General features: G+C 60.9%; 19 protein-coding genes. 17 read left to right on the top strand and 2 right to left on the bottom strand.

Annotated elements, in window-relative coordinates:
* Positions 1-12 precede the first annotated feature (12 nt).
* The 13 genes from JNM85_00705 to JNM85_00645 all read left to right on the top strand — a co-directional run bounded on the left by JNM85_00705 (position 13) and on the right by JNM85_00645 (position 11,746).
* Positions 13-1,269: a PD40 domain-containing protein gene (locus JNM85_00705; GenBank protein ID MBL8086571.1), complete on the top strand. Its 1,257-nt coding sequence runs from the start codon at positions 13-15 to the stop codon at positions 1,267-1,269.
* Positions 1,266-2,063 (top strand): peptide chain release factor N(5)-glutamine methyltransferase, encoded by a 798-nt coding sequence (prmC, locus tag JNM85_00700; GenBank protein MBL8086570.1) that lies wholly within the window; start codon positions 1,266-1,268, stop codon positions 2,061-2,063. Before JNM85_00705 ends, prmC begins: the two co-directional genes overlap by 4 nt.
* Positions 2,064-2,072: 9 nt before the next feature.
* Entirely contained in the window at positions 2,073-2,612 is a 540-nt protein-coding gene (def, locus tag JNM85_00695; GenBank protein ID MBL8086569.1) for a peptide deformylase, read from the top strand.
* A complete protein-coding gene (locus JNM85_00690; GenBank protein MBL8086568.1) occupies positions 2,609-3,532 on the top strand; it encodes a methionyl-tRNA formyltransferase in 924 nt (307 codons plus the stop codon). Before def ends, JNM85_00690 begins: the two co-directional genes overlap by 4 nt.
* 158 nt (positions 3,533-3,690) lie before the next feature.
* Complete coding sequence (locus tag JNM85_00685; GenBank protein MBL8086567.1) at positions 3,691-4,422, top strand: PEP-CTERM sorting domain-containing protein; 732 nt, start codon at positions 3,691-3,693, stop codon at positions 4,420-4,422.
* 74 nt (positions 4,423-4,496) lie between these two features.
* The gene (locus tag JNM85_00680; GenBank protein MBL8086566.1) at positions 4,497-5,681 is read left to right on the top strand and encodes a DUF1343 domain-containing protein; all 1,185 of its coding nucleotides are present in this window, start codon (positions 4,497-4,499) and stop codon (positions 5,679-5,681) included.
* Between the two features lie 9 nt (positions 5,682-5,690).
* Positions 5,691-6,020, top strand: coding sequence for a cyclic-di-AMP receptor (locus JNM85_00675; GenBank protein ID MBL8086565.1), 330 nt, complete (start codon positions 5,691-5,693; stop codon positions 6,018-6,020).
* Positions 6,007-6,936, top strand: a complete 930-nt coding sequence (locus JNM85_00670; GenBank protein ID MBL8086564.1) for a hypothetical protein — start codon at positions 6,007-6,009, stop codon at positions 6,934-6,936. The genes JNM85_00675 and JNM85_00670 overlap by 14 nt, the downstream gene beginning before the upstream one ends.
* A gap of 22 nt (positions 6,937-6,958) precedes the next feature.
* The gene (locus tag JNM85_00665) at positions 6,959-7,549 is read left to right on the top strand and encodes a sigma-70 family RNA polymerase sigma factor (protein ID MBL8086563.1); all 591 of its coding nucleotides are present in this window, start codon (positions 6,959-6,961) and stop codon (positions 7,547-7,549) included.
* Positions 7,546-7,989 (top strand): zf-HC2 domain-containing protein, encoded by a 444-nt coding sequence (locus JNM85_00660; protein ID MBL8086562.1) that lies wholly within the window; start codon positions 7,546-7,548, stop codon positions 7,987-7,989. The genes JNM85_00665 and JNM85_00660 overlap by 4 nt, the downstream gene beginning before the upstream one ends.
* A 196-nt stretch (positions 7,990-8,185) precedes the next feature.
* Positions 8,186-8,977, top strand: coding sequence for a hypothetical protein (locus tag JNM85_00655; GenBank protein MBL8086561.1), 792 nt, complete (start codon positions 8,186-8,188; stop codon positions 8,975-8,977).
* Positions 8,978-9,060: 83 nt separating this feature from the next.
* Positions 9,061-10,674 (top strand): PDZ domain-containing protein, encoded by a 1,614-nt coding sequence (locus tag JNM85_00650; protein MBL8086560.1) that lies wholly within the window; start codon positions 9,061-9,063, stop codon positions 10,672-10,674.
* 217 nt (positions 10,675-10,891) lie between these two features.
* Positions 10,892-11,746 (top strand): PEP-CTERM sorting domain-containing protein, encoded by an 855-nt coding sequence (locus JNM85_00645; GenBank protein ID MBL8086559.1) that lies wholly within the window; start codon positions 10,892-10,894, stop codon positions 11,744-11,746.
* A gap of 66 nt (positions 11,747-11,812) precedes the next feature.
* On the opposite strand, the gene mnmG is transcribed toward JNM85_00645, so the two are convergent.
* Positions 11,813-13,702, bottom strand: a complete 1,890-nt coding sequence (gene mnmG, locus JNM85_00640; GenBank protein MBL8086558.1) for a tRNA uridine-5-carboxymethylaminomethyl(34) synthesis enzyme MnmG — start codon at positions 13,700-13,702, stop codon at positions 11,813-11,815.
* Positions 13,703-13,802: 100 nt separating this feature from the next.
* On the opposite strand from mnmG, the gene JNM85_00635 reads away from it, so the two are divergent.
* From JNM85_00635 to JNM85_00620, 4 genes are all read left to right on the top strand, one after another.
* Positions 13,803-15,764 (top strand): 2-oxoisovalerate dehydrogenase, encoded by a 1,962-nt coding sequence (locus JNM85_00635; GenBank protein ID MBL8086557.1) that lies wholly within the window; start codon positions 13,803-13,805, stop codon positions 15,762-15,764.
* 103 nt (positions 15,765-15,867) lie between these two features.
* Positions 15,868-16,083, top strand: coding sequence for a DUF1232 domain-containing protein (locus tag JNM85_00630; GenBank protein MBL8086556.1), 216 nt, complete (start codon positions 15,868-15,870; stop codon positions 16,081-16,083).
* Between the two features lie 31 nt (positions 16,084-16,114).
* The gene (locus JNM85_00625; GenBank protein ID MBL8086555.1) at positions 16,115-17,065 is read left to right on the top strand and encodes an ABC transporter permease; all 951 of its coding nucleotides are present in this window, start codon (positions 16,115-16,117) and stop codon (positions 17,063-17,065) included.
* On the top strand, positions 17,062-17,883 hold the full coding sequence (locus JNM85_00620; GenBank protein MBL8086554.1) for an ABC transporter permease: 822 nt from the start codon (positions 17,062-17,064) through the stop codon (positions 17,881-17,883). Before JNM85_00625 ends, JNM85_00620 begins: the two co-directional genes overlap by 4 nt.
* On the opposite strand, the gene JNM85_00615 is transcribed toward JNM85_00620, so the two are convergent.
* Positions 17,825-18,895 (bottom strand): CapA family protein, encoded by a 1,071-nt coding sequence (locus JNM85_00615; GenBank protein MBL8086553.1) that lies wholly within the window; start codon positions 18,893-18,895, stop codon positions 17,825-17,827. The genes JNM85_00620 and JNM85_00615 overlap by 59 nt on opposite strands.
* Between the last annotated feature and the right edge of the window lie 6 nt (positions 18,896-18,901).

Genomic DNA, 18,901 nt, shown 5'->3' with positions numbered 1-18,901 from the left:
ATCACTGAACCCGTGACCAAGAAAGTCGCTACCCGTACAGTTGCCGGACTCTTCACCCTCGCTGGCCTCATGGCCTTCTATCGCTGGTATCAGGGGTTCGTCGTGGACCCAGATTTGGGCACCGTCGATAGTGCTGGCTGGATCGCGGCCATCGAGATGACTCCGAGCGGTTCCAAGGCGGTGCTGATCAAGCCCGACGGGACTAAGGTCGATAACCCCGGCTATCGCGATGGAGTGAACGATAAGGACGTCGCGTGGAGTCCGGACGGAAATCGTTTGTTCTTCTCAAGCGACCGGGAGAAGGGAGTCTTCCAGATCGCGCGCTGGAACCCCTCGAAAGGGAACGTGGAAGTTCGCTCGGTCGGCTCGCGCAGCAAGGCGCGGCTGAACTTTTCGCCTCCGGGTTACGTTTCGACACCCACGACAGGGCTTATCGTCGCCGGCGGCTTTGTGCTGGAGTTCGACCCGCGCGGGGGCACGACCCGCCAAGTATTGCCTCCGACCACCGGGGTGGTCGCGACCGGAGAAGAGGGCGGTTCGCAAGGACAGTTCGATGCTTACTACCGGAACTTGGGCCAGTCGTTCCGCGAGGCGAAGTACGGTAAGGATCGCAAAGGCGTCTTTGCGGTGATCAGGCGCGACTTGGGAGAGGCGCTGATCTACCAGCCCCTTGAGCTGATCGAAGATGCTAAGGGGAACGTGAGCCTGCCGCGGCCACAGGGAATCGTCGCGGCCGACTCGATTGAGTTTGACGTCAACTCGGACGGGCTGTTAGCCTACACCGTACGTGGATTCCGATTCTTCGACCCGGCCAACGCACCCGAGGCGCAGAAGCGGAATGGGGAACTCGTCCCTCCCTACCGGAACGCGCTCTTCACGCTCGACGTGAACGCGCAGTCGGTGACGCCCATGCCCGTCTTTGTAAGCCCCGACGACGAGATCGCTGCCGGGCAAGTCGTGTTCAACCCGACCGGTGGGACGCTCCTCTTTCAATCGGGCCGCGTGAACAAACTGTCCCAGTTCGAGGTTGCGGGGATGCTCTCGGTGGTGGTCGATGGAGAAGGTCTGAAGTCGGCGCAGCAACTCACGCGCGGCTTGGTCTCCGACTTCAGTTGGAGCCCCGATGGGAACCGAATTGTCTTCGTCATGTCAAAGGACGGCCAGCGGGGTCTCTATACGATCAAGCCCGACGGAGCGGCGCTTGAGCCCCTGGGCTCTCTCAAAGGCGACTTCGACGATCCCAAGTTCAGCCCGGCAAAACCCAAGTGACGCGTCGGGAGTGGCTTGCCCAAGCTGCGGATCGTCTGGCACGGCAGGGGTTCGAAGCCGCTCGATTGGAGGCGGAATTGCTGCTGTGCTTCGCCGAAGGTCGCAGCGGGGACCGGGCATGGCTGATCGCGCACGATCTTGAGCCGCCAACTCCCGCCGCAGACCCACTCCTGGAGCGACGCGCGCGGCACGAGCCGCTGGCGTACATCCTGGGCACGCGCGAGTTCTTCGGCCGGAGCTTCCGGGTGGGTCCTGGGGTGCTGATCCCTCGGCACGAGACCGAGATTCTTGTCGAGCTCGCGTTAGACCTGATCGATTTGCACGGGGTTGGGCGCGTTCTCGATCTCGGTACAGGCTCGGGTTGCATAGCGATAACTCTGGCGGCGGAGCGTCCCGTCTCGGTGACTGGGGTGGACATTTCGCGTGCGGCGCTGGAAATTGCGCGCTTGAATGACACTCTCGGGACGGTCCACTGGATCGAGCACGATGGAATTCCCGCGCGATCGTTCGATCTGGTCGTCTCCAATCCCCCTTACATCAGCGTCCATGAAAAGTTGTCCCGCGAAGTCAGCGAGTACGAACCGGCCGAGGCGCTGTTCGCGGGTGACGACGCGCTTGGATTCTACAAGCGGATCGCGGAGGCGGCGACGGGCTGCAAACGGGTGGCCGTGGAGATCGGTCGCGGCCAGCACGATGCAGTCGCCGCAATCTTTGCTCAGCAGGGCTGGCGGTTGGAACAGTCGCGGCGCGATCTATCCAAGGTGATTCGGGCGCTGGCGTTCTACCTGCCATAATCGCTAACTATGGAGATCGTCGTCCCGGACGAGTTCAAATACCTCTACGTGACCTCGGCGGAGCGGCCGGTGGTCAAGATTCCGCACCCGGTTCTGCGCCAGAAGGCGGAGGATGTGCAGGAAGTCACGAACAAGATCAGCAAGACCATTGATGAGATGCTGCGGGTCATGAAAATGTCAAACGGGATCGGGCTCGCTGCGCCGCAGATCGGCGTTGGCAAGCGGATTATCGTCATTGCTCCAGAAGGCGTCAAGCCGACCGTGCTCGTCAATCCGGTCATCACTTCATCGGAGGGCGAGATCGTGGGTCAGGAGGGGTGCCTCAGCATTCCAGGCTTGTACGGCGATGTACAACGACGCCTGAAGCTGGTCGTCGAGGCGTACGATCGGAAGGGCCGACCGGTCGAGTACGAGATGGAAGGGCTACCCGCCCGTGTCGTCCAGCACGAGGTCGATCACTTGGATGGGGTGCTGTTCATCGACAAGGTGGACGTCGCCACGCTTCACTGGTCGCATCCGGGTGGCGACGACGACCTCGACATCGAATGAAGCTTATTTACTTCGGGACCGCGCATTTCGCGTTGCCGACCCTTCGTGCCATGGCGGAGCACGTTGCGCTGGTGGTCACTCAGCCCGACCGTCCGAGCGGTCGCGGCATGCGCCTGCAACCCACGCCGGTCATGCAACTCGCTCAGGAGCTAGAGCTACCTGCGATAAGCCCCGAGCGTTGCCGTGCGCCGGAGGTTGTGGAGCAGTTGCGGAGTCTGGAGGCGGACGCTTTGCTTGTTGCCGCCTATGGGCAGATTCTGTCTGTCGATGTTTTGGAGAGCGCTATGCGCGGTGGGATCAACTTGCACGGGTCGATCTTGCCCATGTACCGCGGCGCCGCACCCATCCAGCGCGCTGTGTTCAATCAGGAGTCCGAAACCGGGGTCTCGCTCATGCAGATGGATCGGGGCATGGACACCGGCGACGTCATCGACATCTGCCGAACCCCCATCGGTTCGGACGAAACCTATGGCGAACTGCAGGATCGGCTGGCGGTGATGGCGGCGGACATGGCGACAGCATGGATGCCGCGCATCGTAGCGGGTGATTACCCACGGAAGCCGCAGAACTCGGATATGGCGACACTGGCCCCTAAGATCGAGAAGTCCGAGGGCGTCCTGAGCGTGGCCCATCCGGTGCGGAAGGAGTATGCGAAGTTCCGAGCGTTCTCACCCGCACCGGGGGCGACGCTCATGACCGTGCACGGACCGTTGAAACTCATCCGCGTGCGAGCAACCGATGAATCTGTGCCGATTGGCACAGTGGTCCGGGAGGGCGGCGAGTGGAGACTTGGGTTCGCGACAGGCAGCCTGGTCTTGCTCGATGTTCAGCCCGCCGGGAAGCGGCCAATGCCCTTCGGTGACGTGGCAAACGGGTGGCGATTGAATTCAGGGGACCTGCTTGCGAATGCGATTCCATGACAGATTCCACGTACTGGTAAGAGGATGCGCAGGCATAAATGCTGGTTTGATCTGTACAGATTTCCTTTTAGAAGTACCCCTGGGATATCATTAGCTTTGAATCCATTCTATGTTTGGCACATCGCTGTGCCGTTAAGTGGGAATTCAAGGGGATACAAATGAACTTGTTGCAAACCAAAGCACTCGTGGTCTTCGCTGCTGCCGGCATGGTGGTCGGTGCGAATGCTACGTTCCGAACAGTCACCGTAAACAACCCGCCGCAGAACAACGCTGGCGGAAAGATCAACTCGGTCACCGCCACGACGACGGGCACCGAATTCTCGTGGTACGCCAACTTTAGCAATAACCCGAGCGGCAAGATGACCAACGGCTATTGGGTCGTGGTTAGCCCGGGCGCAAACCCGAAGGGTCACGCTGGCGAACTCGCAATTTTCTACATGGACGCTTCGGGCGCCACTCCGACCCTGACGGCCTATGCCTACAACGGTCAGAACGGCAACAGCTCGTGGGCAGTGCCCGGCGACAAGATCCTGTCGTCCAAGCGCGCTTCGGACCTTCCGGACATCCTCGACCTGACGAATCAGACCGAGTCCAACGGTTCGAAGACCATCGGTTTCAAGATCAAGAGCGCGAAGGTGAACAACTTCGTTCCGGCCAACCCGGGCAGCACGCCCTGGACCGGCGCAAACTTCGGCAACGAAATCGGCATCTGGTTCCACCCGGTCGTCGAGCTCTCTTCGGGCTACAACAGCTCTGGCTTCTTGACGAAGTGGAACTACAAGGCGGAAGGTTGGTACGATGCTGAGCACGTAAAGACCGTTCCCGAGCCTGCAACCCTGGGCGCTCTCGCTCTTGGTGCCGCAGTCGTTCTCCGACGCCGCAAGAAGTAATTCTGCTGCTTCAGAGATCTGTGCAGGTCCGGCGTGCTTCGCACGCCGGACCTGCTTGCGTGTAAGCTCTCGCAATGCAAGTGCAGACCGGCCTGGACAGGCTCTTGGAACATGGGATGGAGCCCTTGGCAGGGCACCGAGTGGGGGTCGTGTGCAACCAGGCGACGATCGCCTCGGACTATCGACACATTCTCGACCATTTGCTTCCTCATCACCAGAACGGAACCTTCGAGATTGCTCGCGTGTTCGGCCCGCAGCACGGCATCTGGGGCCACACCCAGGACAACATGATCGAGTGGGAGGGGTACATCGACCCGGTCACCGGACTGAATTTCGTGTCTCTCTACGGTGAACACCGCGAGCCTACGGAGGCGATGCTCGAAGGAATCGACCTAATGATCATCGATGTGCCGGACATCGGTTCACGTTACTACACGTTCATTTGGACCACCGCGCTGTGTCTGAAGGCGTGTCGGGCGCACGACATACCGGTGGTGATCCTCGATCGCCCCAATCCCATCGGTGGCACCCAAGTGGAGGGGACGATGCTGGCGCGCGAACTGGATTCGTTTGTGGGCCTGTACCCGATCCCCACGCGTCACGGCATGACGCTGGGTGAAGCGGCGCGCTATCTCGCGAGGACGGAATTTGCCGGAGTCGAACTGGACGTAGTCACATGTCTCGGCTGGAGTCGCGGTCAGTACTACGACCGGACTGGGTTGCCGTGGGTCATGCCATCTCCGAACATGCCGACTGTCGATACCGCAGTGGTGTACCCTGGCATGTGCCTGATCGAAGGTACCCAGCTGAGCGAGGGACGAGGCACGACGCGGCCGTTCGAGATCTTCGGCGCGAGCTATCTGCGTGGGCGGGAACTCGCCGACGCATTGAATGGGCTGGGGCTTCCCGGGGTCCACTACCGACCGGTAACTTTCCAGCCGACTTTCCACAAGTTTGCCAACGAGGTCTGCGAAGGGGTCTTTATTCACGTGACCGATCGAAGCGCGTTTGAGCCGGTGCTTAGCGGCATTGCCTGCATCCAAGAAGTCATCCGGCAGGCAGGCGGAAGCTTCCAGTGGCGTCCGGCCCCGTACGAGTACGTGTGGGATCGCGAGCCGATTGACATCCTCGCGGGGCAACTGTGGGTGAAGCAGGCGATTGAGGACCTCACACCGATCTCGGACATTCGCGAGCGGATGCGTGCGGAGACCGGCACCTTTCATTCCGACTGGGCGGAAACGCTCCTCTATCCAGCGTAGAATGAGGGCATGAAGCTGTGTGTGTGCGTGGTGCACAACCGGGACAAGGCCAAAGTGACGGACGAGCTGATCCGAGCAGGGTTCAAATTCACCATTATTGGCTCGACGGGCGGATTCTTGCGGGAAGGGAACACTACGTTCCTGATCGGCTTCGAGGCGGCCGACGAGGCGACTCTCTTGGATGTGATCAACAGCAACTGCTCGACCCGGGAGCAAGTGGTGAACGCGGCTCCATTCGACGCGAGCCCAGCAGGGGCCTTTCTGAGCACTCCTGTCAAGGTTCCAGTGGGCGGCGCGGTCGTGTTCATACTGCCGGTGGAGCGATTTGAACGATTCTGATCGCGAGCTCATCGCGCGGCTTGGTCGGAGCCCCGCGCATGCGGTGCTGTTCTACTCCGCCGAAGGTGGAGACACGGGTGCGTGCGCCGAGGCTCTAGCGATGGCATGGGCCTGCACCAGCTCGGTCGAAGGGAAGGCGTGCGGCGAGTGCTTGTCTTGTCGGCAAGTGCTGTCAGGCGGCTCGATGGACCTGTTGCATGTGGCTCCTTTTGGTCCGAGTCGATTGATCAAGCTTGAGCAAATCTCCGGACCGCGTGCTCGTGATTCGGATGTAACTCCGCTTGCTGAATTCATCATGCGGGCACCGATGGTCGCCCGCAACAAAGTCGTGTTCATCGAATCGGCGGACCGGATGAACTCTGCGGCGGCAAACTCGCTGTTGAAAACCTTGGAAGAGCCTGAGCCCAGGGTCAAACTGGTGCTCACGAGCGAAGCCGTGGGGGCGGTCTTGACGACGATTTTGTCCCGCTGCTTGTGCGTGGCGCGGGCGCTCGAGCCCGCAAGCCAGACGCTTACCGAAGCGGAGCGGATCTTCACTGAGGGTGCGCCCACACTCCTCGTGCAATTCAGAGGTCAGGCGAATGCTTACGCCACGCTCTTCGGGTTCTTCGAGTCACTTCAGAGTGCACCGCACATCGCGATGCTGGGGCTGGCGGACCGCTTCCGCGCGCTTTCCCAGGACTTCGACGAGAAGCAGTTCTCGGGGGTGCGGGGTGTGAATGTGGAGCTGTTACGATGCTACGGTTTATGGCTGAAAGCCCGGCGGCCCGAGGATTTGGGGCTTCGGCGACGTGTCCACGAAGCTCACCGTCGCGTGCTGGGCAATGGGTCGATGGCTCTGCAGACGGACCCGCTCTTTTACTGGGTTGGCCAAAAGGACCATTCAAAGGAACTTGCTTCGCGTATGATAGAGTAGTTCTTTCAAAAGAGGCGTGATCGTGCTCACGAGTTTGTTTAAGTCAAAAGCTAGTACCGAGGTCCGGAGTGCAGGGCACTTCGAGTCCAAGATGCGCGAGGCAAGTCGCCAAGCGTACGCGCTAGCTTTTCGTTTGACTTCAAATTCGCACGACGCAGAAGATCTAGTTCAAGAAACGTTCATTCGGGCGTTCCGATTCTTCCACCGCTACGACGAGTCGATGCCATTCGCCAGCTGGGTGTATCGCATCATGACGAACGTGCACATCGACAACGTGCGCAAGAAGTCTCGGTTGAAGACCACGAGTCTTGACCATGCCGGTCAGGATCAGACAGCTCAGTGGGAAGTCCCGGACGATACGTTGACCCCCGACCGAGAGATGATGGACTCGTCGATGGAGGAGCCGGTACAGTTGGCGCTCCGATCGATGACTCCGGAATTTCGCACCGCCGTTATCATGGCGGACGTCGATGGGATGGCCTACGAAGAGATCGCTGAGATTATGGAGATCTCTATCGGCACGGTGCGCAGCCGCATCCACCGAGGGCGCAAGCAGCTTCGGAAACATCTTGAACATTCCTGCCCCGATCTCGTCTCCCAGGTGAAGGAATGAACTGCGCAAAGTTTCAGGCGTTGATGTCGGCCTATGTCGATGGTGAGTTGGGTGGTAAGGAAATGCTCGCCGTCCGAGCGCACATTGAGCGTTGTCCGGCATGTGCGGCGGAGTTGTCGGCCACTCGCGAGGTGAAGCAGGCGCTCAGTTCGATGGGATCTGTGGAAGTGCCTGAGGGCTTTGAAGATCGGCTCGTGAACGTCGTGATGTCCAAGCAACGAGGACCTCTGCAATCCGTGCCGACCCGTTGGAAAGTCGCGATGGCAGGTACGCTCGCAACTGCAGCCGCGGCAGTCATTGTCGTTCAAGCTATGACGCATTCGAACGCAGATGTCTCTCTTCCCACCCCGAAGATTGCACAAGAAGGATCCAGTGCCGCCGTGCCCACGGACGTCACGGGCCCGCAGCCGCCACTGTTCCTTGTGGCGAATGGCCAATAGTTTTTGCACACTAGCGCGTACTGCGGTTTTCGTACTCGGGGTCGGGAGTGCAGTCTGCATTCAAGCGCAAAGCACTCCGTCCGTTGACACCGTTCTACGCAAGCTGGTAGAGCGCCCCCGGGGCATCTCCTACACCTCCGTCCAGCAGTTCCAAAGCCTGGGGTCCCGGTCGTTCTCTCGGAAGATTCGGCTCGAAATGGATCGTTCGGGTACGTCGCGGTCCATTGTCTTAGAACCGCTGACCCAGCAGGGGACGATATCCATCGACGACACGAAGCTTGTGCACGACTACCTGCCGGACACGAAACAGGTCTTCGAGTACGCCAGCCAGCGAAGGTACGAAATGCAGGCTTCCAAGCGCGCCGCGCTCATGAAGCAGAACTACACCTTTGAGCTGCTGAAAGGGTCACTGGTTGCTGGGCGGCAAACCTACTTCTTAGCAGCCTCGCCCAAGAACGCCGAGCTTCCCGCCCGTAACTTCTGGCTCGATCGAAAGACGATGATCGTCTTGCGCGCGAATCAAGAGGCTCCGGATGGGAGCCTTTTTACCACGCTAGATACGTTCTCCATCCAGTATTCGACGACAGACGTGCGCACGATCCGAGTGCCCACCACCAACAGCTCGTGGCGAGAGACCAAAGTACCTGTGCCGGTTGACGTCAAGTCGATTGGGGAAGCGAACAAACTTCAGGGGATGGACGTGCGGATGCCCAAGAAGCTGCCGCTTGGGTTCGTGCCGTACATCTTCCTGTGTCAGAGGGTCGAGGACAAGCCGATCCTGACATCGGTGCTGACCGACGGCATCTCGCTCGTGATTCTGCACACGGTCCGACGCGCGGATATGTCCGTGATGTCCGGCCGCGTTCCGGATGGGACTCCGTCTTTCACGGCCCGATCGATGGTTTTTTTCTTGGTAAACGACCTGCCCGCTGCGCCCCGGCAGGTTCTGCTTCGGTCGTTTATTGATGCAAACAGTGGGTCCCGGTAGGACCTTCGGGAACTTCCGAGAATTCGATGCGCGTTGGATCGTTTACACGCCGAACCTAGGCGGTACCCCTGTAAGGTGAATCGATGAATAACAACGAACGATGGATGACACGACCTCTCGCGCTGGCAGCTGCTGGCGTTGTCCTTGGCGCGGTCGCGGCCGGCGCGTACTTTTCGAGTAAGAACCCTGTGACTCGGACTTCTGCTCCGTTCGCTGTGGCTTCGAAGCCGATCAGCTTCGTCAACAACAGTGCCGCCTATAAGAGCCTGGAAGATCTTGACGGCGCGTTTGCCGATCTCGCCGACTTCGTATCTCCTGCGCTCGTGCACATCAAGTCGGGATCGCCTGCAGACAACTCTCCTCAGCGCTCGTTTGGTCGCGCGGTCGAGCAAGGTTCGGGCGTGATTTACCGAGCGGACGGCTACATCGTGACGAACGACCACGTGGTCTCGGATGCCAACGGGGTGGTGACGGTCATTCTCAACGATGGACGCGAGCTTGAGGGCAAAGTGATCCGCGGCAACGATCCGTCGATTGACATTGCCGTCGTCAAGGTCAGCGCGACCGATTTGGTCGCCGCCAAGTTTGCTGACAGCAAGACCGTGCGCCCGGGCCAATTCTCGCTCGCCTTTGGTGCACCATTCGGAATCGAGAATACGGTGACGGTCGGGCACATCAGCGGCCTGGGACGAACCAATTTCATCGGTGATCCGAGCATTCAGACCGTCCGGAGCTATACCGGTCTGATTCAGACAGACGCGCCGATCAACCCGGGCAACTCGGGTGGTCCGCTCGTGAACATTCACGGCGAAGTCATCGGCATCAACACGGCGATTGCGAATGGATCGGGGGGCATGGGGCAGTCGGGCAACGTCGGCATTGGCTTTGCGATCCCGAGCAACAGCGCCCAGCAGATCGCGGACATCCTCATCGAGAAGGGCAAGCTCTCTCGAGCCTACATGGGAGTCGCTCTCCGCGATTTGAAGCCGTTTGAGAAGAAGCAGTGGAACGTTTCAGGTGGTGCCTACATTGAGCAGGCACCGGCGGACGGGCCGGCGGCGAAGGCAGGCTTGAAAGACGCCGACGTGGTGACGGCGGTGAACGGTGAGCAAGTCCTCACCGAAGTGGACCTGCGCATGAAGATGTATGCCATCGATCCTGGTGCCAGGGTGACACTGAACTACCTGCGAGACGGTAGCGAGAAGAGCGCGCAGATCACCGTTTCCAAGGTGCCTGAGGCCGTCGCGATGAATCAGCCGCGACAAAACACGCCGCAGACCACCCCTCGCCAGAACGATCCGAACAGCGATTTCTTCGACCAGTTCCGCCAGGATTTTGGAGATCGGCTGTCGCCCAAGGTCGCTCCTCCTGCAGATGCTCCGCCGGCAGCCCGTGATGGGAAGCCGAGGCTGGGAGTCAGCGTTGGTGATGTGACGGCGGACGTCCGCACGCAGTACAGCATCCCCGAGACGGTCAAGGGTGCCGTCGTCCAGTCGGTGGAGCCCGGTTCCGTGGCCGCTCAGCTCCGATTGCAGCCGGGAGATGTCATCACACGCATCGACGGCAAAGCCATAGGATCGGCTGACGAACTCGTTGCGGCTATCCGTGCCAAGAAGTCTGGTGATGCCGTCTCGGTCCGATCAGAGCGCTACGCCAAGGGTGCTTCGGCGATGACGGAGACGACGGTTCGACTGTAATAGACCTCACAGAAAATCAGCAAGAAACGCCTCGGAGGGACGAAACTCTGGGGCGTTTTTGTGGATGTTGCAACACGAAACTTAAAGTTCTAGGGCGGAAACCCGTAAAAATACTCGTGACGTAATATGCGCATGAATGCTAAACTTATCTCAGTTTCAGGAGTTGTCCTGGGACATCATGCCGGAGGACACCGGCTTGTACAGTGGAGGTATTCAGGTGAAAAAAGTTCTTTTGAGCTCTATGCTCGTTTCTGTTGCTGCGTCGATGGCATTCGCTGCCAATCCCAGCACCGTTAGCCTTTCGACCGCCGGTCCGAACTGGGTCTACACCGAGTTCTATCCGACGATGAACACCCCGGGTTCGACGACCCAGACCCCGACCGGTCACTACAACCCCGGCGCAAGCCTTGACATCGTCAAGGACGGTCTCAACGCGTTCATGTGGAACGTGAAGGTCCAGGGCGAAGGCCGCGAGTACCAGGCTTTCAACGAGATCGCTGCAAGCGGCTCGGGCAACATGGCCAGCAAGACCTACGGTATCTGGGGCGTTAACCAGCAGACCACGATCGGCACCCTGAAGCTGGACTACAAGCTCGTCGCTCTGAGTGCGACTGAGTCGTACGTTCAGATCATGTGGACGCTGAAGAACACCGCTACGACTTCGCGATCGTTCGACCTGTACTCGTTCAACGACCTCGATGGTCCTGAGAACGCACAGTCGGATGCGGGTTCTTACGGCAACAACATCTTCACGTTCAAGGGCAACACTGGCAGCATGTACGCTAGCTCGTACGGCTACGGCGTGACCAGCTACGAAATGGGCGCAGCGCTCGGTTCGGGCTCGGTCAAGGATCGCTTGACCGACAACTCGGTCACCGGCATGCTGAGCAACTCGGTTGCACAGAACTCGGGCGACCTCCAGGGCACGTTCCACTACGCCATGAACGTTGGTGCAAACCAGTCGATCTCGGGCACGATCGTCCGCGGCTACAACGTGGTGCCGGAGCCGGCCACCTTCGTTGCCCTCGGCGCTGCTTTGCTCGGTGTGGCTGCCCGCCGCCGCAAGAAGTAAATCCACCTCTCGGATTGACTTCCAAACAAGCTGGCCCCGCTCGAAAGAGCGGGGCCAGTCTTTTGTTCAGTTGCGTCGGGCAAGGGTGCCGACGAGCAGCGCGATGTCGGCGGGTCGGACCCCCGGGACGCGCGCGGCTTGGCCCGCGGTGGTGGGCTGGTGCCGGGTGAGCTTCTCGATGCACTCGTAGCTAAGCCCCCTCAGCGCCGCGTAATCAAATCCGGTGGGGATCAGCACGTCGTCCAGCTTGCGCGACTGCAGCGCAAGGCGCTCCTGAATTTGGATGTACCCCTCGAAAACTGCGGCGAGTTTCACTTGCTCGCGGACTTCGTGATCGAGGCGGGGTGAGCCCTCGCGCGACCGAACTTGGACTCCACTCAGCGCTTCGAGTTGTTCAAATCCGACCTCGGGTCGTTTGAGGAGTTCGAAGAGGGAAGTGCGGGTCTTCACCGGGAGCAAGCCGACCGCGGCGAGCGACTCGGTATCGTTTGGTCCGTAGGTGATCTGGGCGAGCTGCTCGTGGTGCTCCTCGATCGCCTCGGTCTTGCGGCAGAATCGCGCCCAGCGCTCTTCGTTGCACAGCCCAACCTCGCGGGCGAGCGGCGTAAGCCTTCTGTCGGCGTTGTCGTTGCGCAGCAGCAAGCGGTGCTCGGCACGGGCGGTGAGCATGCGGTACGGGTCCTCGACCCCCTTCGTCACAAGATCGTCTACCATCACGCCGATGAAACTCTGATCGCGGTGGAAGGTTACCGGCTCCTCTTCTCGCACGAGCCGGGCGGCGTTGATCCCAGCCACGATCCCTTGACCCGCGGCTTCCTCGTAACCGCTCGTTCCGTTGACTTGCCCTGCGAGGAAGAGACCACGGCATAGCTTGGACAGGAGTGCCGGCGTCAGCTGTGTGGGGTCGACCATGTCGTACTCGACCGCGTATCCCGGGCGCATCATGTGGCAGTTTTGAAGCCCGGGGATGGTGCGCAGGGCTGCGAGCTGGACCTCGGCGGGCATGCTCGTGCTGAACCCTTGGACGTACATCGATTCCGAGTCCCACTCTTCTTGCTCAAGGAAAACCGGGTGGGAGTCCTTGTCGGCGAACCGCACGACCTTGTCCTCTACGCTCGGGCAGTAGCGCGGTCCGACACCTTTGATCTGACCGCTAAACATCGCACTCTCGCCTAGGTTGTTTCGCAACAACTCGTGAGTTGCTTCGGTGGTCCGTGTCTGCCAGCACGGGAGCAAATCGCGTTCGGGGAAGTTTGTGTCGTGGAGAAAGCTGAACGGACCGGCCTCGGCCTCGCTCTCCATGGTGAGGACCTGGGCGAAATCGATGGTCGACTTGGCGATGCGCGGGGTGGTGCCGGTTTTGAAGCGGCGCATGTGCACGCCCAGATCGCGCAGGAACGAAGGGATACCGGTCACTGCCTGGTCGCCATGGCGCGCCGCGACGGTCTGGACGCGACCCTCGTGGCACAGCCCGTTCATGAAGGTGCCCGTCGTGAGGATGACCGCTCGGGTGACGATGCGCGTGAGCGCACCGCTCGTTGGATCGGCGACCTCGACGCCGACCACCGCGCCGTTGTGAGTGAGGATCGATTCTGCCCGGGCCTCGAGGACGGTCAGGTTCTCCGTGCTCGCGAAGACTTGCTGCATAAACTTGGGATAGCGGTCCTTGCAGACGTGGGCGCGGAGTGTCTGGACGGCGGGGCCTTTCCCGGTTCCGACGCGGCGGATGTGCGTGAGCGTGTGATCGGTGGTCACTCCCATTTGGCCCGCTAGCGCATCGACTTCGCGGGCGATGTGGCCCTTGGCAGGTCCGCCGACGCTGCAATTGCACGGCAAATGGCCGATGCGATCCTTGCGCAGGGTAACGCAAAGCGTCCTCCGACCCATACGGGCGGCGGCGAGAGCGGCTTCGATGCCTGCATGGCCAGCACCGACAACAACGACTTCGAACTCCATCGAACCTGAAAGCGATGGTACCGCGCGGGGTCAGCGGGTATCCTATGGCTTAGTGACATGACCGTGTTTCAACGGCGAAACGTAGGAGTTTTTTCCATTTATGTCTGCTAGCCTCAAGTCTCTCAACAAACTCGCGCTACTGCGCTTGATGGTCCTTAGCCGCGAGGGTGACCGCCGCGAGGGGATCCTTCTTCGACAATCGAAAGGTTGGTTCCAAGTCAGTGGGATGGGCCACGAGGCGCTCGGCGTTCTGCAAGAGTCGCTTCGGCCGGACGACTGGATCTTCCCGTACTACCGTAGCCGCGCTTTGATGCTGGCCCGTGGGCTTTCGAACTACGACCTGGCGCTTGCTTACTTTGCCAAGGCCGAATCGAGTTCGGGTGGACGCCAGATGCCCGGCCACTACAGCTCGCGCGAGCACAACGTTTTCAGCGTTTGCACCCCGACGGGTGGATCTTTGCTCCCCGCGTGCGGCACTGCTTGGTCGATGCAGCTCGAAGGGAAGGACGGCGTCTGTTTGGCGAGCGTCGGCGACGCGGCCAGCCGCCAGGGCGAGTTCTACGAAGCCTGGGCGTTTGCAGTCCAAGAGAAGTTGCCCCTGATCCTCATGATTGAGGACAACAAGTACGGCATTTCGACTCCGACTGAGAAGTTCATGGCGCTGAACTTCGGTGGCGTGCTGAGCGAAGAACTGGTCGTGAAGGTCGATGGCCGACGCGTGGACGAAGTCCACAGCAAATTTGCCGAGTGTGTGGCAAAGGCTCGTCGCGGCGAGGGCCCGACCCTCATGTGGGTGGATCTGGACCGACTTAGCTCCCACACCAGCAGCGACGACCACAGGGTGTACCGAGAGCTGGATGACATCGAGGCGATGAAGGACCGGGACCCGATCCTCTTGCTGAAGAACGAGCTCATCGAGGCGGGTGAGCTCACCGAGGCCGACTACGAAAAGATGGTCGCCGAGGTCACCGAGATCGTCGATGCGGACTATCTCCGGGCAGAGAAAGCTCCGGATCCCGAGGCGAGCAAAACGATGGACCACAACTGGGGCAACGATGTCCCGGCCGTGCGGCCGCCGATTGAGCCAGGCGCGATGACGATGGTGGACTCCATCAACCGCACCTTCAAGAAAGGCCTGGAGAACGATCCGAGCTACATCTTCTTTGGCGAAGACGTCGAGGATCCGAAGGGCGGCGTTTTTGGCATCACCAAGGGGTTGAGCGAAACGTTTCCCAAGAACGTCTTCAACTCGCCGCTCGCGGAGGCCACGATCATGGGCGTCGCGGTGGGTATGGCGGCGTACGGCCTGAAGCCGGTCTTCGAACTTCAGTTCATCGACTTCTTCCCACCCGGATGGAACCAGATCATCAGCAACATCAGCACGTTGCGATGGCGCAGCTTCGGCGACTGGAAGTGCCCGATGACGATTTATGCTCCGTACGGGGCGTATCTTCCGGGCGGCTCGCTGTGGCATAGCCAATCGAACGAGGCGTTCCTGGCGCACACGCCGGGACTGCGCGTGGCGATCCCATCGACACCCGAGGATGCGGCTGGCTTGCTGTGGACGGCGATGAACGGAGACGACCCGAGCTTCATCTTGATCCCCAAGCACATCTTCCGCAAGCGCGTGGAAGTCGGCTCGGTCGAGCCGGTGCCGTTCGGCAAGGCGCGCATCGCGCGGGCGGGAACGGACGTTACGATCGTCTCGTGGGGCAACACCTTGGAAGTCGCGGAAGCTACCGCCAACGAGCTTGCGGGCGAGTGCAGCATCGAGATTATCGACCTGCGCAGTATCGTGCCCTGCGACTACGACACTATCACCGAGTCGCTCAAGAAGACCGGGCGACTGGTTGTGGTTCAAGAAGATACGCGCACTTGCGGCTTCGGCCAGGCGGTCATCGCGGAAGTCGTCGGCAATCCGGAGCGATTCGGTTTGCTGTTCGCTTCTCCGCAGCTCGTGAGCCGTGACGACGTCCACATCGGCTACAACCCGATCTACGAGTACGCCGCACTGCCCGACGTTGAGCGGGTCGTCGCCGCCGTTCGTATCACCATGGAGTAACCAGGCGAGTTATCCGGGCTCATCTTGGGCCCGGGTCAAGGTCCTAGGCCCTTGGATCCCGGCAGTCTCGGTTGTCGTCGAACTAAACAGGACGATGCAATCGATGAACTCTTCTCCTTGGCGGGCGTGGCTGCCTCTGATCAGTGCGCTGGTTTATGGCGTGTCCCCGCTCGACTTGATCCCTGATGTGCTGCCCCTGCTAGGGCTCGCGGACGACGCCGTCGTCATCGTTGCGATGGTATTGCTGGCCCTCTTTCAATTGCGACGCAATCGCAAGATGCGCGCCGCCCCGATTCCTCAGTTGCCGCCTCGCCGCTGACCGGCAAGGGAGCAGGTAGAATCGACCCGCTTTGAAGCTGGTCCGTGCAGTCCTGCTCCGATTACTCTATGGCGCGCTAAGCCTGCTGTTCATATCTCTCATCACCTTTGCGGCTGCCGAGATGGCACCGGGTGATGCGGCCCGAATGATCGCAGGTGAGAAGGCGACGCCCGATGCCATTGCGCGAGTCCGGACGGAACTCGGCATGGATCGTCCCGCCCCCGAACGGTTTGCCCGATTCGTCGTGGGAGCTGTGCAACTGGATTTTGGGAACAGCTTCTACGGTACGCGCGAGCCGGTGATCGATACCCTCAAGCGCGCGCTACCGATGACGATGCGGATTGCAGGCTGGGCGATCCTCGTAGCGGCAATCGTCGGGATAGGACTCGGTGCGCTTGCGGCGATCTGGGAAGGAAGGTGGCTGGACAAGCTCGTCCTCACCTTGAGCACGTTCGGCGTCACGATACCGAACTTCGTGCTCGCACCGATTTTGATCCTCATCTTTGCGCTCAAACTGGACATGCTTCCGATCAACTGGACGGAGGAGCGGGTCGCGAGCGATTTCTACTATTTGGTGTTGCCCGTGCTGGTGTTGAGTCTGCGACCGATGGCGACGCTGACGCGCCTCACGCGCGCGAGCATGATCGACGTCCTGAATCAGGATTTCATTCGGCTGGCCATCGCCAAGGGGGTACCCAAGTTCAGGCTTTACACGCGCCATGCGCTGCGCAACGCGATCTTCCCCTCGGTGACGGCACTGGGAACGAGCTTTGGCTTCCTGCTAACTGGCTCGTTCATCGTGGAGACCGCGTTCACCCTGCCAGGTATCGGACGATTGGCAATTGAATCGATCCAGAAGCGGGACATCCCCATGATCCAAGCGACGACTTTGGTGGCGGGCTTCCTGTTCGTATTCGTCAACCTGCTTGTTGACTTGGTATTGCCGCTGCTGGATCCGCGAATCCGGGAGTCGCAGGTATGAAGCGCCTGGGCAGTCTGTTCTGGATCGGTTCGTTCTTCTTTGGGGTCGTGTGTCTGTTCGCGGCGTTCGGTCCGATGATCCGACCACCCTTCGATGAGCGGGTGGCTCCGCCGTACTTGCCGCCGTCTGCCCAGTTCTGGCTAGGGACGGACGAGCAGGGACGCGACATCGCGGCGCGGCTTGCGATGGGCGCGCGGGTCTCTCTGCAGATCGGACTCACGGTGCAGATGTTGGCGTTGCTGCTTGGCGTGACGCTGGGGATTCTCGCGGTCTATGGTCCGCCGTGGGCGCGGTCGGTGATCCTCCGGCTGACCGATGGCATGCTGGCCTTCCCCGACATCTTGCTCGCGATCCTCATCTTGGGGATTTGGAGCTTCGGGATGCTGCCGGTCATTGTCGCGCTGGCGATCACGGCGTGGCCGACGGTGTTGCGGCTCGTGCGTGCGCAAGTTGCGACCTTGAAGGATCGGGAGTTCATCGTCGCCTCGCGCGCTCTCGGGAACTCATTGCCGCGGGTGGTGTGGCACCACGTCTTGCCGCAATTGTGGGGGATCTTGCTCGCAGTGAGCATGGTCGATCTCGCGGGCATCATCCTGGCCGAGAGTTCGCTCAGCTTTCTTGGGATCGGCGTCCAGCCTCCGACGCCGAGCTGGGGCAGCATGATCAACATCGCGCGTCAGGAGATGCTGAACCCCGCACACCAGATTTCGCTGCTGTGGCCGTGCCTAGCCTTGAGCATCACCGTTTTCGCGCTCAACTTCATCGGGGACGCGTTGCGGGCTTGGGCGGACCCGCGGTCACGGTCGCGGCGCGCTTAAGGGGCTTCTTCTTCTTGGGCGGCGCGATGGGCGGTTTGCCGACGAGCTTGTCGAGTGCTGCGAGCTCTTCAGCGCGGGCCTTGGCGGTCTTACCGGCGACAAACGTGAGCTTGCCGCCCCGGATGTCGCACGGCATGCCGGTCACCTGGGTGACGCGGCTCCCCTCGAACCGAATCTCATAAAGTGCGGTGCGCGCCGGGAGTGGCGACACAAGATTGCCCAGCGAGTACAGGATGGGCTTTTCCTTGTAGAACTGTTTGCCCTGGAGGACGTGCGGATGCGCCCCAAGCACCACGTCTGCTCCCGCGTCGATCCACGCTTTGGCGAGCGAGATTTGGTACGGGATCGGGTTGGGTGTCCGCTCGATGCCCCAGTGGAGGGCGACGAGCACGACGCTGGCGGCGCGACGGGCTGCCGCGACTTCATTCGTGAGTCGTTGGCGCGCGGATTTGCTGACGGTCCCACCGAGGTTCAAGGTTGCGATGCCTGCGCTCTTCTCGCCCGCGGGACCGCATTTGGCCATTGCTCCGTCGGTGACGAACGCCAGGTAGGAGATCAGGGCGACGCGAATCCCGTTGCGCAAGGTGATGATTGCGGCGCGTCGCGCCGCGGCCCGGTCGGGTCCCGCGCCCGCGTACCCGAGCCCAGCCTTGGTGAGCGCAGTGGTCATCTGGGTGAGTCCGGCGGCGCGGTAGTCCATCGCGTGGTTGTTGGCGAGGCTGAAGACATCGAAGCCCGCGGCCGTGAGGTGTTTCAGGTGTGCCGGGTCGGCTTTGAGGATGAACTGCGAACGGGCTTTCACCTCGGCAGCGGATTTGAAGGGCGTGGCCGCGCGCTGATCGGTGAGCGGGATTTCGAGGTTGGCGTAGGCCAGGTCCGCGTTGCGAATCACGCGAGCTACTTGGTCGTCGAATGGGCTGGCCTTAGGAGAGATCCCGTTGAGCATCAGGTCGCCCCCGGCGATGAGGGTCCAGGTTGGGGCGGTCGCAGCCAGAAGCGGGAGGACGTTCACACCGGT

The sequence above is a fragment of the Chthonomonas sp. genome (assembly GCA_016788115.1).
Classification (GTDB): Bacteria; Armatimonadota; Fimbriimonadia; order Fimbriimonadales; family Fimbriimonadaceae; genus UBA2391.
Note: the sequence above shows the minus strand (reverse complement) of the source record. Positions and strands in the feature narration are given on the sequence as shown.